Annotated in this window: 12 protein-coding genes; 4 read left to right on the top strand and 8 right to left on the bottom strand. The window is 54.5% G+C overall.

Going from position 1 to position 14,287, the window contains the following annotated elements:
* Positions 1-204 precede the first annotated feature (204 nt).
* Positions 205-3,561 carry a PAS domain S-box protein gene (locus ACUNV4_RS29175; RefSeq protein WP_430882199.1) on the bottom strand — a complete coding sequence of 1,119 codons (3,357 nt, stop codon included), beginning with the start codon at positions 3,559-3,561 and terminating at the stop codon, positions 205-207.
* A 354-nt stretch (positions 3,562-3,915) separates the two neighbouring features.
* Between ACUNV4_RS29175 and ACUNV4_RS29180 the strand changes: the two genes are divergently transcribed.
* Positions 3,916-4,128: a hypothetical protein gene (locus ACUNV4_RS29180; protein WP_430882200.1), complete on the top strand. Its 213-nt coding sequence runs from the start codon at positions 3,916-3,918 to the stop codon at positions 4,126-4,128.
* 184 nt (positions 4,129-4,312) lie between these two features.
* Here the strand turns inward: ACUNV4_RS29180 and fabG are convergent, their stop codons facing one another.
* From fabG to ACUNV4_RS29205, 5 genes are all read right to left on the bottom strand, one after another.
* Positions 4,313-5,092, bottom strand: coding sequence for a 3-oxoacyl-ACP reductase FabG (fabG, locus tag ACUNV4_RS29185; RefSeq protein ID WP_430882201.1), 780 nt, complete (start codon positions 5,090-5,092; stop codon positions 4,313-4,315).
* An 81-nt stretch (positions 5,093-5,173) separates the two neighbouring features.
* The gene (locus ACUNV4_RS29190; RefSeq protein ID WP_430882202.1) at positions 5,174-5,995 is read right to left on the bottom strand and encodes an ABC transporter permease; all 822 of its coding nucleotides are present in this window, start codon (positions 5,993-5,995) and stop codon (positions 5,174-5,176) included.
* Complete coding sequence (locus ACUNV4_RS29195) at positions 5,995-6,852, bottom strand: ABC transporter permease (protein WP_430882203.1); 858 nt, start codon at positions 6,850-6,852, stop codon at positions 5,995-5,997. Before ACUNV4_RS29195 ends, ACUNV4_RS29190 begins: the two co-directional genes overlap by 1 nt.
* The gene (locus tag ACUNV4_RS29200; RefSeq protein ID WP_430882204.1) at positions 6,849-7,931 is read right to left on the bottom strand and encodes an ABC transporter ATP-binding protein; all 1,083 of its coding nucleotides are present in this window, start codon (positions 7,929-7,931) and stop codon (positions 6,849-6,851) included. The genes ACUNV4_RS29195 and ACUNV4_RS29200 overlap by 4 nt, the downstream gene beginning before the upstream one ends.
* Positions 7,932-7,951: 20 nt before the next feature.
* Positions 7,952-9,235, bottom strand: a complete 1,284-nt coding sequence (locus tag ACUNV4_RS29205) for an ABC transporter substrate-binding protein (protein ID WP_430882205.1) — start codon at positions 9,233-9,235, stop codon at positions 7,952-7,954.
* Between the two features lie 56 nt (positions 9,236-9,291).
* On the opposite strand from ACUNV4_RS29205, the gene ACUNV4_RS29210 reads away from it, so the two are divergent.
* Together ACUNV4_RS29210 and ACUNV4_RS29215 are read left to right on the top strand one after the other, a co-directional pair.
* Entirely contained in the window at positions 9,292-10,329 is a 1,038-nt protein-coding gene (locus ACUNV4_RS29210) for a phosphotransferase enzyme family protein (RefSeq protein WP_430882206.1), read from the top strand.
* Entirely contained in the window at positions 10,326-11,654 is a 1,329-nt protein-coding gene (locus tag ACUNV4_RS29215; RefSeq protein ID WP_430882207.1) for an aspartate aminotransferase family protein, read from the top strand. Before ACUNV4_RS29210 ends, ACUNV4_RS29215 begins: the two co-directional genes overlap by 4 nt.
* An 87-nt stretch (positions 11,655-11,741) precedes the next feature.
* Here the strand turns inward: ACUNV4_RS29215 and ACUNV4_RS29220 are convergent, their stop codons facing one another.
* Positions 11,742-12,524, bottom strand: a complete 783-nt coding sequence (locus ACUNV4_RS29220; protein WP_430882208.1) for a DeoR/GlpR family DNA-binding transcription regulator — start codon at positions 12,522-12,524, stop codon at positions 11,742-11,744.
* Between the two features lie 401 nt (positions 12,525-12,925).
* Between ACUNV4_RS29220 and ACUNV4_RS29225 the strand changes: the two genes are divergently transcribed.
* Positions 12,926-13,591, top strand: coding sequence for a sugar nucleotide-binding protein (locus ACUNV4_RS29225; RefSeq protein ID WP_430882209.1), 666 nt, complete (start codon positions 12,926-12,928; stop codon positions 13,589-13,591).
* On the opposite strand, the gene ACUNV4_RS29230 is transcribed toward ACUNV4_RS29225, so the two are convergent.
* Positions 13,506-14,287: IS1634 family transposase (locus ACUNV4_RS29230; RefSeq protein ID WP_430882210.1), on the bottom strand; the 782-nt coding region annotated here is incomplete at its 5' end. The genes ACUNV4_RS29225 and ACUNV4_RS29230 overlap by 86 nt on opposite strands.

Below are 14,287 nucleotides of genomic sequence, written 5' to 3' on the forward strand. Positions count from 1 at the left end.
TGGGCATGCCGACCCCACCATGGTGGTCAGCATGCCTACAGGATTTCTGCGGCGCTGTGAGCATGAACGGTGTATCGAAGCTTGCCTGGCGCCGTGGTATCTGCCAGCGAGCTGACCGACAAAGTAATTCCTGTGGCAAGAACCGCACCTCGCCCTACACATCCAGTCACGCCAGTCACGCCATTGGAAAGAAGATTCTGACTCTTACTTCCTCACACGGTCTATGGCGATCACAATGTCCTTGATGCTGACCGGCTTCTCCAGAAAGCCATCGATCCCGAATTCTGCTGCATTCTCGGCATTGACCTGTTCACTATGCCCCGAACAGAGAATCACTTTCAGATGGTGCAGGCGTGTCTTTGCCTGTAGTGCCAACTCCGTCCCCAGCATGCCAGGCATTGTCTGATCGGTAATCAAGAGGTCGAAATGCTGATCGGCATCGTGCAGCAGAAGGCAAGCCTCTCGACTATCCGTCAGAGCCACGACGGTCAGGCCCTGGTACTCCAGCGCCTGCTTCAGAAAATCGCACAATGCGGGTTCATCATCCACCACAAGAGCTCTTCCCCCTTTTATGGATGGGGTATCCTCCTGCTCCTGATACGGTTTGGCTTCTCGTGTCTCGAACTCCATCGGCGGGAACAGTAGCCGGAATCGAGTACCTTCTCCCTGACGGGATTTCATCAGAATGTGACCACCATTGCGCTCCACGGCACTTCTGACCATCGACAGACCGAGACCTGTCCCCTTGCCCACTGACTTGGAGGTATAGAATGGCTCGAAGATGCGGGAAAGCAGTTCCTGCTCGATCCCGGAGCCGGTATCCGCAATGCTGAGCTCCACCCAGTTGCCGTCCACCAGGGAGTGACAGACCTGACATTCCTGATCCAGGAGATGAGTGACTTGCAAGGTAATCTCGATGCGTCCTTGCCCTTCCATGGCGTCGCGTGCATTGACCAGCAGATTGGTCAGTATCTGTTGCAGTTCCCCTGGGTCGAGCTTTACATCGGGCAGGAAGGGCTCCGGACGATAATCGATTTCGATGCTACTGGGCAGACTGCTCTGGCTGAGCATGAGAGCGTTTCTCACACCCGCTGCCAGGTCCATACGTCGGGATTGTGTCTCGGTCGGACGGCTGAAACTGAGCAGCTGCAGCACCAGCTCCTTTGACCGGGTGCCAGCCACTTCGATGTGATCCAACCAGGCGAGCAGCGAAGGGTCTGCCTCCGGCCCCAGGCGGTTCTGTAGCAAGTCCTTGTAACCGAGGATGATGGCGAGCATATTGTTGAATTCGTGCGCCACGCCGCCACTGAGCTGGCCAAGCGCTTCCATTTTCTGCGCCTGATGCAACTCGCGCTCGGTGCGCTGGCGTTTCTGCTCCGCCTGACGCGCAACCGTGATATCCCGGGCAACTCCCAGGACACCTATCAACTTGTTCTGGGCGTTGAAGATGGGCTTCTTGGTGGTCTCGAAAAGCCCTTTATAACCTGTCGAGGCAAAGGTCAGCTGCTCTTCGTTGACGCAGGTTCTGCCTGCCGCGATGGCCTGGCGATCATGTTTACGGAACAGCCTGGCCAGATCGTTATCGACAAAGTCCGGGTCAGTCTTGCCCAGAATCTCGGATTCGGGTAAACCGAACAGGGACTCGAACTTGGCATTGCACATCAGATAGACGCCATCCGGATCCTTGAGCCAGACCAGGTTCGGCTGAGAATTTATCAGGGTACGCAGTTGTATCCGCTCATTATCCAGAGCCTCTTCGGCCGCCTTGCGATCCGAGATGTCCAGCACCTGAGAGATCATCACGCGGCGCCCTTGCAGTTCCAGCACCGCGGCGTTGAACAAGCTGGATACGATGCTTCCCTGTCGAGTGCGCAGAGGAGTCTCAATATTGTCCACCCGCCCCGAACTCTGCAACCGTTGTTTGATCTCTTCCCACTGGCGAGGGTCCTCGAACAGGCCAATGGAAACCATGTCATTGCCGATGGTTTCCTGTACGTCGTAGCCGGAGACGCGCACGAAGGCTTCATTGACTTCCAGAAAATTACCATGCGTCAGATCTGCGAGAAGCATGGGCATGGGACTGAGATGAAAGGCCTTGGAGAACTTCTCTTCCGATGCCGCGATGTCCGACATGTCACGGCAAACCATGAACAGTGCCGGTGAGCCGTTCCACTGTCCTTTGACCACCTGGGTTTCCACCGGAACCCGCTGCCCTGACCGCGTTTGCATCGGGATGGCGTGCTGGTCGATTCTGCCCTCTGCCATGCACTTGATCGTGGAAGCCACCTCTTCCCGAAACGCTGGCGCATGCAACTTCAACACGGAATTGCCGCACAACTCCCTGGCGGTAAATCCCAGTCGGCGAATTACATGGGTATTGAACTGTACGATAAGCCCACTGTGGGACAGAACGAGAAGCAGGTCCTGTGTCTGTTCGAAGAACGCGTGAAAATTGGCCTCACTGTTGGCCAGTTTGCGTTCGGCATACACTCGTTCCTGATAATTGGCCAGCGTCTTGGCAAACAGCGCGAGTATGTCCAACTCTTCTGATCCATATTCTCGCCGTGCTCGCACGGAATCGAAACCAAGAAAACCGAGGCAGCCATCACGCCCCACAATTGGCAAACTCACCAGGCTCTTGATGCCCTGTGAAGTCAGAAGATCCTTGATGGCACTTGCCGGCAGTGCATCAGCATCATTAACCACCAGGCACTCTCCGCGCCTGTGTGTCTCAACCCAATCGCTGAAATGAACCAGCGGAATCTGCTGTAGATTATCCTTTTGCGGCTTGATTCCCGGTGCACACCATTCGTGGGTATTGGTACAGTCGTCAGCCTCGAAGTCGTAATTGAAGATGTAGGAACGATCCACCTGAGCCAATTCGCCCATCTGCTTCAATGCCTGATTCACCGCCGCTTCACTACTGCTCACAGGCAGATTGATCAGCGTAGATGCAAAACGACTCAGCAGGTCTGCCTGGCGCTTGCGCGTGCGAAATTGAGTGTCCAGCTTCGGACGATCGAAAACGTCACGCGCCAACCCGGCAGTGCGCCGTCGATTGCCGAACGCCGAGGTGACTGAATCCGTCGAGGATTCGATGTCTGCACCTTGTATGGGCGTCTCGTCAACTTGAGGTGAGGGACACTGGGCTTGCCCAGAACGACGTGTATCGCCTGATTGATGCGCCACACACTGCAGCAACTCCCTCTCGTCCAGCAGACCCAATGGCTGGTTTCGTTCATCGACGACCAATAAGTCGCCACCCGAATTCAGCAGCACCTGATGGCAGGCATCGTTGATGGCGAGGTTCTGATTCAGCACAAGGTACGCCTGGCTCATCAACTCCCGAACAGGCGTATCTGCAGGTGTCTGCTGATGAACGGCTCTGAGCCGATCTCTTGGCGTCAGCATACCCACAAGGGCCTGCCGGTCAACGATGACAGCCTTGCCAGTACCCTCCTCATCCATCTGCCGGACCGCCTCACTCAACGGCGTATCACAGGACACCCGTGAGACTGGCTGATAGTGGAGGTCCTTCAGAGTGGTAGGGGATGAGTTCATGGCATCAACAGGCACTCACTCAGCTTCGTATCCATCAGCGCTCTCTCATGAGGGCTCAGCTTGCCACACTGCATGGCATGTGGCCAGCTGGACAACCCACCGAACAACTCCGCCCTGAAACGGTGCAATTCCCAGTGTGTCCAATGTTGTTCATGCAGCAACCGTGACCGTGCGAGGTGAAACGACTCAGACAAGCGTGTGGAACTGCGCTCTCCTGCTCCTGCCGAAAGTTGTGCAGTTTGCTCCTCCCCTTCCCATCTTCTCAGACTGACGGTGTTGGCAGTCTGGGTCTACATGTTCTGATGGGTTTTTGATGCATGTAGTCTAGCAAACTGGGGGAGGTTCATCCTTCCCGTGGACATGCTCGGCTTTACCGTTATCGCCGGCCGACGCATCGTCGAGCCCGGCACCTTCGAGCTCATGGTGGGGGCGTCCAGCAATGATATCCGGCTGCGAACGGAGGTTGAGGTCACGGGTGAAGTGCGCGAGGAGCCGAGGGACTGGCGTATGGAGAGTGTGGCGGTTGTTCGGGGGTGTGAGGGGGTGCTGGTGAGAGCTCTGAGATGATACTGAAAGCACGCAGCAAGCGTCGTAAAGCGTCCGGATATCGCCAGAAAGTGCTTTAGACGGTTCAGTTTGGCCGTTGAAGTGTCGAAATGACCTTTTACGGAGTATTTTGACGCTTTACAGATATCGATGACGATTTCGCTTCCTCATGAGGACATCTCTCACGACATCGGCGAGCCGACGGTCAGATCTCCGCCAGCGCTTCCAGAGACTCCGGCAAGACCTGTCCGCCGTCTACCACCAAAGTCTGGCCTGTTATATAGCCTGCCTCATCAGATGCGAAGAACAGAGCGGCATTACCGATATCTGCTACATCACCGAGTCGCTTAAGCGGTATCGATGCAGCCATGGTTGCCAGATAGTCTTCGCCCAGACCGTCCAGACCTTCCGTTGCAATATTGCCCGGCATCACCGCGTTGATGGTAGTCCCGTAACGAGATAGCTCCATGGCGGCCGTTTTCAGGAATCCCAACTGCCCTGCCTTCGATGCACCGTAGTGCGTCCAGCCGGGGAAGCCTGTGACCGGACCCGTGATGGATGATGTGAGTATGACGCGACCCTTTCCGGCCTTCTCAAAATGCGGAATGCACGCCTTGACGCATAAAAACGAGCTCTTCAGATTAGTATCAATAACGTTGTCCCAGTCCTCCGGGTCCATATCCACTATCTTGCTTTGCGGAAAAATGCCAGCGTTGGCACAAAGAATGTCGATCTGGCCATACGTTGACACCGTGTCGGAAACCATCTTGTGCACATCAGCCCAGTCAGACACATCCCCGAGACAATAACTCGCTTCACCACCAGACGCCTTTATCTCTTCACAGGCATCAATAGCGGCCTGTTCACCTCGTGCCGCGATCATGACTTTCGCGCCCTGCGCTGCAAAGATGCTCGCGATGCCTTTCCCGATTCCCTTGGAACCACCGGTAACCAGTACCACTCTGTCTTTCACGGATGTAAGCATGACATGTTCCTGTGTATCAGTTTGATGTTACCGCCTTATCAATTGAAGGCAGTCTGAAGTGTACAAGTGGTCTCGCGACTCTTACTCAGTCAATCCCGAATCGAGCCGGCGCCGCCGCAGCAAGGAAAATACCGATGAAGCAAGCAGTGCAACAGCAATTACCAGCGCAGAGCCAGCCACTGACAAAATTCCCAGAGTCGGTACAAGCGGTGAATAGCCCGACACCATTTTCGCGTACAGCCATTCGGGCAATGTTGAATCTGCACCCGTTGTAAAGAGTGATAACGGGAAATTGCCCCAGCTCAACAAGAATGAAAACAGCCCGGCCGACACCATACCCGGCATCAACAACGGCAAAGTGACTTCGCGCAGGGTTTGCCAATAACTGCAACCCAGGTCACGAGCTGCATCTTCGAGTGCCGAATCAAAACTGTAAGCTCTGATCGCAATAACCAAAGTAGCGATGGGTGCAATCCAGACCAGATGCGCGATGACAGCCGTCTGCCATGTTGGCAAGACACCAATAGCGTTGAACCACATCAGTAGCGCAAGCCCCAGTACGGACTGCGGAAAGAATATGGGCAGCAGGATCAGCTTCTGGAAAAGATTTCGATAGCGCCACTGATAGCGTGCAAAGGCCAAGGCACCAAAGAAGCCGAGAAACACGGATAACACCGTGACAATGAGTGCTATCAGCAATGAAGTCTGCACCAGATCGATAACCGTCGAACTCTCCAGCGCCTCCCCATACCATTTGGTGGCGTAACGCTTGATGGGAAAGCTCAGATACCGAGCCTTCGAGATGGATGCAAATCCGACCGCCACCAATGGCAGGTACAGAAATACGACAATGAGAATGCCATAGACGTAATACCCGAAATTGCCAAAACGACCTCTATGCATCAGCTTGCTGCCCTTCCCAGAATACGATCAAGGTCCATTTTGGATAACGCTAGAATGGCGAGTGAACCGATAATCAGTATCAGAACCATGGCTAGCGCCGAGCCCAGTGGCCAATTCTGTCCATATGTGAAGGCGGTTTCCACATCGTCTGAAATCACGATCACTGCTTGCCCGCCGAGTAGTTTCGACTCAGCGACAGCACCCGTGGCCAATACGAAACTCAGCAAGCCCCCTACAAGGATGCCCGGCCCTGCTAGTGGCAAGTCAATCTCGGTGAACACCTGCCAACGACTGGCCCCAAGATCTGCTGCCGCATGACGTGCATCTTCAGGGACCATGGCGATCCCCTGCACCAAAGGAAAAAGCATGAAAGGCAAATAGACGTATACCAGACCAAAAATGATAACAGGAACGTTGTACAGCAGACCGTCAAAACCGGTTCCCGTCCAGGAACGCCACATACCCTCGACCATGCCGCCCTTCATCAGGGTCAAGGCCCAGCCGAACAAGCGTATGTTCTCGGAGACGAACAGGGTGATGACAACAGCGATCGTGATGATCAGCGTGAAACGCTTGAATACATGCACCATGGCAAAGGCCAGCGGCCAGCAAAGGAGGAACAGAACAACCGTAGACACCACCGCCATGCCCATCGCCCAGAAAAACGAACGCCAGTAGCCTTGCCGGATAATCTCCAGGTAGGCGGAGAAATCCGGCACATGAGAAAGCTTGAATACCTTTTCCGGCATGATCGAAAAAAGTGCGATAACCAGTAGCGGTGCCATGAAGCTCAGACAGAGCATGGTCATCATTGGCAAGGCATTGAACCAGCCAAGCCTCTGCTCGCGACTACTCATGAGACCGGCTCTTTGATCACATGGCAATTTTCCAACGAGAATCCTAGCCTTACGCGGCCATCATCCTGAAACATGGGACTGGCGCTAGAGCGTTCAACGGAGACCACCCTGCCCGATGCAGTCTTGATTTCATACTGCGTACGTGACCCCAACATGTATTCGGCACTGATCACGCCATCTATCTCGAAATCAGCTTTCTCGCCGGGCTGAAGAAAAACCAGCATTTCCGGACGTACCATCAGAACCCGTTGCTCGCCTGGCACCGACTCCCATGACGCTGAGGATACTGCTGTCCGATCAATGTCTTCTGCCAAAGGCTCGCCGCTCACCTCATCGGGAACGATATCGAACAGGTTCACGTCCCCCATGAATTCGGCAACAAACCGACTACGTGGCTCGGCATAGATTTCCTTGGCGGGGCCGATCTGCTCGAACCGGCCATTGCGCAAGATGGCAATACGATCTGACATAACCATCGCCTCTTCCAAGCTATGGGTGATATAAATGAATGTCTTGCCCGTTCGTACATGCAAGGCCTTGAGCTCTTTCTCAAGCGTCTTGCGCAAGCGATAGTCCAGCGCCGATAACGGCTCGTCAAAGAACAGTATTTCTGGATCGAATGCCAGTGCTCGCGCCAGCGCGATTCTCTGTCGTTCGCCACCAGAGCACTCGGAAATACGCTTGTGGTAGAAGTCCTGCGGCAGGCGAAAGAGCGTCAATAGCTCATCCGCACGTACTCGCCGCACACTCGGATCAATCCCCTTGATCTTCAAGGGGAACTCGATGTTTTCGCCCACACTACGATGCGGGAACAAGGCCAGGGGTTGAAACACCATGCACGTGGGGCGCTTGTTCGCAGGCAGAACATCAAGTCGCTCCCCCCGTAAACTGATAGTACCGCCCGTCTGCTCTTCCATGCCAACCAGCAGTTTTATCAGGGTCGTTTTGCCACTGCCGGATGGTCCGACAATGGTCAGAAACTCCCCTTCACTCACACTCAGGTTTATGGGAAGCAATGCCGTGAAATCGCCATAGGACTTGGTAAGGTTAGCGATGTCGAGAAAAGCAGGCGTATCCATGATGTCAGTGACTGCCCGCTCTATCCACGCTTGACGGCTGAATAGATCTTGATCAATTCATCGTAGGAGGCCACCACGTCATATTCGACAGAGCGTGACAATTCTTCATCCAGGGAATCCCACTGAATGGAATCCAGCTCATCAGCATCCCACAGACTGAACACATCGGGGTCTCCCATCTGTGCAACAGGGTTGTAGGTACCTTCGGCAAAACCCACCGCCTTGCAGATTTCCGGCTTTTGCACGAATTCAAGAAAGTCTTCGGCCAGCGTGGAAGGGTCAGGATTATTCACCAGCGATGTCAGTTCGATCCACACCACACCACCCTTACCATCGATAGGACCAGAATTTGGGGTAATTGCGCGTATATTGGTCAAACCGTCCAGGCGCGCCGGACTTGCCGTGTAGGTGCCGCCGGTAAAATAGGCATCTATCTCACCATTGATCAATGCGGTGTTCATGGCAACGAGATCATCAGTCATCAGCTTTGAGTTATCGAATATCTGTTTCGCTGTGCCTGCGAAGGTCTCGAGGCCCGCCTCATCCATAGGCTTGAACGGGTTCTGATCCCCTGTCAATGCCATATGAATGATATTCCAGTTGTCATAGGTGAGCACACCGTAGCGATCCTTCATGGCGGGATCGAGAAACAGCTTCCACCCTTGGTCTTCGGCCATCTCCCGACTGATCTTGTCTGTATTGACAACGAAACTGAAGGGCCCGAAACGTTGTGGCATTCCTATCAGTTCCTGACTGTCGTTGAAAGCCAGTGGATAAGGTGCCGAAAACAGGTTAGACATTTTCTCGAAGTATGGCAAGAACCGCTCCTTGTCCAGAGGCTTGATCAGACCTTCGGGCATCAGTTGGTTGCGTGCCCAGGGTTGGTTGAGATTGATGAGATCCCACACCTTCACTTCACCCGCCCGCAGTTTGTTGATCATGTCCGGGTCTGACGTACCACTCTCTGCTCGAACGACGGCACCTGCATGCATGCTACGGAATGGCTCGAGTACATCATCGGTGTTGTAGCCTTCCCAGCACAGAATATTGAGCTGGTCATTTCTTGAGGCAGCGGCTGATCCCATTCGGCCCAGCGCCGCAGCGCCCGCCATGGCTCCCAGTGCTTTGTTGAACGATCGACGAGTCATACTCATTGGACTACTCCGAAGCTTGGTGAACATTTGATGGCTGTGGCCGCATGCACCGAGTGACAGATGGATAGCGGTCGGAACGTAATACAACCTGACTTGAAAACGAGTCTTCCAGTTATTCAGCAGTAAATCAAGTAAAATGTTGCGGTTCACAGGTTTTTTCTTTATCTTCCAACATATACTTCCGAACACATAGCCAGAGACATGAAATGAGCGAGCTGTACGAACAAAGCTATATCGAGCATCTCGGCAAACTCGTCACCGAATCAGTGCCGCAATGGGAACTCCCCAATACCTCTACTGTGACACTCTTGACTGTCTCGGAGAATGCAACATTTCAGGTCACTGATGACAACGATCAACGCCTCTGTGTGGTGCGAGTACATCGCCCCGACTACCACACACTGGATGAAATCGAATCAGAACTTCTCTGGATAGAGGCCTTGCGTGCAGAGAACGTTGTCACCACTCCTCGACCAATCCCGACACTGGATGACGACTTCATTGTCACCCTGCAAGATGGCGATGAAACACGGCATATGGTGGCCTTTGAGTTCATGCCAGGGGCAGAACCATCAGCCGATCAATCTCTCGTTACCAGATTCCATCAGTTAGGTGCCATCACTGCACGTCTGCATGGCCACGCTCGTCGGTGGAAAGCGCCTGATAATTTCACACGCAAGACGTGGAATTTCGAGACAACGATTGGTGAGAATCCTCACTGGGGACACTGGCAGAACGCACCGGGACTAGGCGCTTCAGATAGAGACGTATTGACGAACACCGTCGCACTAATCGAGAGCCAACTGCAAACCTATGGTGCGTCAGACATGAAGTTCGGCCTGGTGCATGCGGATCTAAGGCTCGCCAATCTACTCATGGACGGTGAGCAGCTAGCCGTCATTGACTTCGACGATTGCGGCCTGGGCTGGTATGTCTATGATTTTGCCGCGGCAATCAGTTTCATGGAAGAAGACCCTCAGGTACCCGATCTACTGCAGGCCTGGCTATCCGGTTACCGGCAAGTCACTCCGCTGAGCGAGGAAGATGAAGCGCTGATACCGATATTCATCATGCTGCGACGCCTCATGTTGACGGCCTGGCTTGCCACTCATTCAGAGACCCCTACCGCACAGGAACTGGGTGATGGATTTCTGGAGGGCACACTACGCATGGCTCGATGCATATTGCACAGCGGAGCACCGCTCGATCTCCAGCCAAGCTCTCAACCGGATCGAGTTTCATGAGCATTGAAAAACGCCAGATCCTCGACATGAACGCCTTTGACAGGCACCTGCAGGGCGGCTCGGTAGCTGAGCAGGTGAAACGCAGACTCTCCAACCTGGGATCCACTTCCGTGCTGTTCTACCAGGAACCCATAGAAATGGTGAGCGCGTCCGGTGCCTGGATGACCGCACAGGACGGCAGCCGGTTTCTGGACTTCTATAACAATGTGCTGTCTGTCGGGCATTGCCACCCCACCGTTGTAGAGGCCATCAGCCGCCAGACTGCCAGACTGACAATCAATACTCGTTATCTCAACCGGGTAGTCGATGACTACCTTGAGGCACTCAAGGCTCGGCTACCAAACGACTTGTCAAACCTGGCCCTGACCTGTAGCGGCAGCGAAGCCAATGACCTTGCGATGAGAATAGCCTGCAAGGTCACAGGCAAACGAGGCTTCATCGTGACTGAGAATGCCTATCACGGCAATACACAGGCGGTGACGGAAATTTCTCCATCAGCCTTGAAGACACAAGCACTCCCTGAGCATGTCGTGACGGTGCCAGCTCCCGGGAGAAGCAATTACCCGGATGGCAATCTGGCAGAGGGATTTGCACAGGCAATCGAGCAGGCCGCCTGCCTGCTGGAAAAGCGCGGCTATGGATTGGCGGCCTTTATCTGCGATTCTGTGTTTTCCAGCGATGGCGTTTTCGCACACCCTACCGGACTACTGACTCAGGCCGTTGAGTGTGTACACCGCCATGGCGGTTTGTATATCGCTGACGAAGTACAGCCAGGCTTTGCACGTACCGGTACTGGCTTCTGGGGTTTCGAACATCATCAGGCAGCGCCAGACCTGATCACCATGGGCAAACCCATGGGCAATGGCTACCCCATTGCCGGGTTGGCGGCTCGTCCTGACTACTTCGACCGGTTTAGCGAGGATGTCGGCTACTTCAATACCTTTGGTGGCAACCCGGTAGCGGCCGCAGCCGGCCACGCTGTGCTTGATGTCATCGAGCACGAAGGACTTCAGCAGAATGCCAGGGATAGTGGTCGATATCTGGCGCAAAAGCTGGAGGCACTATCAGAGTCATGCAACTGTATATCCGAAGTCCGGAGTCTAGGTCTATTCATTGGCGTGGAAGTCAGCAAGAACAGATCCATAGAAGAACCTGACCCGCAACGGGCATCAGCCATCATCGCAGGCTTGCGTTATCAGAAAGTATTGATAGGCGCTGCAGGAAAATTCGGCAACGTCCTGAAAATCAGGCCACCTTTGTGCACTAGTCAGGCAGAGGCGGATTTTTTCATCAATGCACTGAGCACTGTTCTGAGCGAATCATGAAGAAGGCTTGCCAGCCCGAGTGTGCTGGCCTGGCATCTTTGGATGTTGCATTGAGCCCATTGTGCGCAGCGTTAGACGCCACATCACTCAAGACGACGCCGATTCGCTACTCGAGACCACAATTTCCGTATCGGCCTTCTTGACGGCGGAGCTCAGTTTCGGACCAGGACGCTCATCGGTGACCAGCTTATCGATATCAGACCATTTGGCGAAGCGCGCAGTGAACACCTTGTTGAACTTCGTGCGATCTGCAACAACCATGGTCCGCGATGCGTGTTTGATCATGCACGAATAGACATCCCCGGCATCAATCAGTGCATCAGATGCTCCGCGTGCCGTAAGCCCGCTGGCACCGGTGATTGCCCAGTCAACATGAAAGTCATCCAGATAACGAAGCGTCTGGGATCCATGCATGGCGCCTTCCGTCCCGTGGTAAATACCGGGGGCCATCATGACGCAGATGGTTGGATTCAGAGACAGTACAGTGGCAACGCCGAAGGAATGCGTGATGACCGTAATGCCATTCATCTCGATGGCGATGCGGCGCGCCACATGAGTTGTCGTGGCACCTGATCCAATCATGATGATCTTGGCACCGTACAGCTGCTTGACCGCCGCACGCGCAATCCCTTCACGCTCCCTGGTCATCAGGTTGTGGCGAATGTTAACCACAGGCTCGTGAGAAGCCTTCAGCATGGCGCCACCGTAAGTACGATCGACGACACCCTTTCCACTGAGTTCATCAAGATCACGCCGTATGGTTTCAGCCGTCACTTCCAGCTCATCGGCCAATTCATTCACCCGCATGTTCGGGCCTGTCTCCAGGAGACTCAGTAGCCGACGATGTCGAATCTGTTTCTTGTTGGCCATCTACGGCTAGTGCCTGCATGCGCATATGAGAGCGTGGATACAAGCGTAACAGACGAGCTTTGTAAAGGTCCCGCGAATGTGGCTTTTCTGCTATACGGAATCTCCTCGAACACAACAATCGCCTTGACGATTCATGCTGCAGAGGATGCCGTGTATCGCGTCGTTCTCATTGCAACAGACCAGCCTGTTTACATTCCGGTTGAACAGGTCTATCAGGGAAGGGGTGCCACCGGATGAGACTCGTTGCGCTCCGTGGCGTTGCGATAGCCCTTGCGTGGCTTCACGGCCAGATCATTTTTACGTAACCGATGTGCTGGAGGCGACGCAATAGCTGATCGTCGAGGCAAGGAAGCGCCAAGCCGATGTAAGATCGCTCTCGAAGCCCTTACCGGATAAGTAGCATGCCATTGCCATCACCCTCCTCACGCAGTCGTCTATTGATTACCGGTGCGAGCGGCTATCTGGGCCATCGCCTGGTGCCGCTCGCCAGGCAACGCGCGGATGTACTGGCAGTATCCCGACAGGCACCTCACGCGGAAGACGGTGTTGAATGGCTGCAGGCTGACCTGACGGACGATCTGCGAGGACTGTTCGAGCAGTACCGCCCGGACGCCGTCATTCATGCCGCGGCCATCAACCCCGGGGTTGACGACGACAATCTCGGCACCAACGAGACAATGAGTGCGCGCGTGGCAGAAGCCGCCAAAGCGATAGGAGCAAGGCTCGTCGTCGTGTCCAGCGATATGGTCTACGCAGGCTCGTCACGAGCCTATGCCGACGACGCGCACCCAGACCCGGTCAATGCCTACGGTGAGTCAAAGGCGGCGGCTGAAGCGGCAGCACTGGCAGGTCATGACGATGTCGTGTACGTGCGGACCTCACTGATCTATGGCCTGGAAGAAATTGATCGCGGCACCCCCGAGTTCGACAGTAAACGACGTAAACTATTGATTACATTGAAGGTGGCTTTTCAAATTGCCACTACAGCAGTGATAACTGGCGCGATTCGGTCGGTTTGGCGACGCTCAGTGAGTCCAGGAGCGAGCCTTGTTCCTTGGACAAGGTAGAGATGCCGGAGTGGGCTTTATCGTTGAGCACGATCTTGTGGCGCTGTATTCGACGCAGTGATTGCAGGGCACGTTCCGGGGATAATGAGCAGTCGGATTGCTTGAGACGCTGGCGCATCACGCGGTAGATAATCAGCGCGATGAAACAGATGGAGGCGTGAGCACGAATACGCTCCGGCAGGCGGTGATAAACCGGACCGATTTCCAGCTCGGATTTCAAGACGCGGAAGCCCCGTTCAATATCCGCCAACGATTTATATCGACTCACGATCTCTGCCGGCGTCAGGTCTTTTGTGTTGCTGACCAGCAGCAATTTACCATCCATCATCTCCGCACGACGTCGCGCTTTCCGATCGATGCTATAGGTGAACAACTCACTCTTCAGGTCAACCTTGATGATGCGCGCAAGCTTTGCCTCGACCACTTCGTGATAGAAGCGCGCACGAGCACCACCGTCCGAGAGTTTTCGACCCCGGTAGCGCTTCCCTCCGTCCTGTTCATCAAGCTTGCCGACCCATTGTTCGGCCACGTCTTCAAGCTGCTTGATCTTCAAGTCTCTTTTCGCTGTGCGCTCGTTGGCAGCGATTGGGTCATGAGCGACAACCAGCCGCAAGCCCTCCCACTCTGACTCGCCGATAATCTCAGTCTCGGCTGTCAGACACTGTTTTTTATGAAAGCGTGACAGCAACTCCTCGA

It is taken from the genome of Granulosicoccus sp. 3-233 (assembly GCF_052681095.1).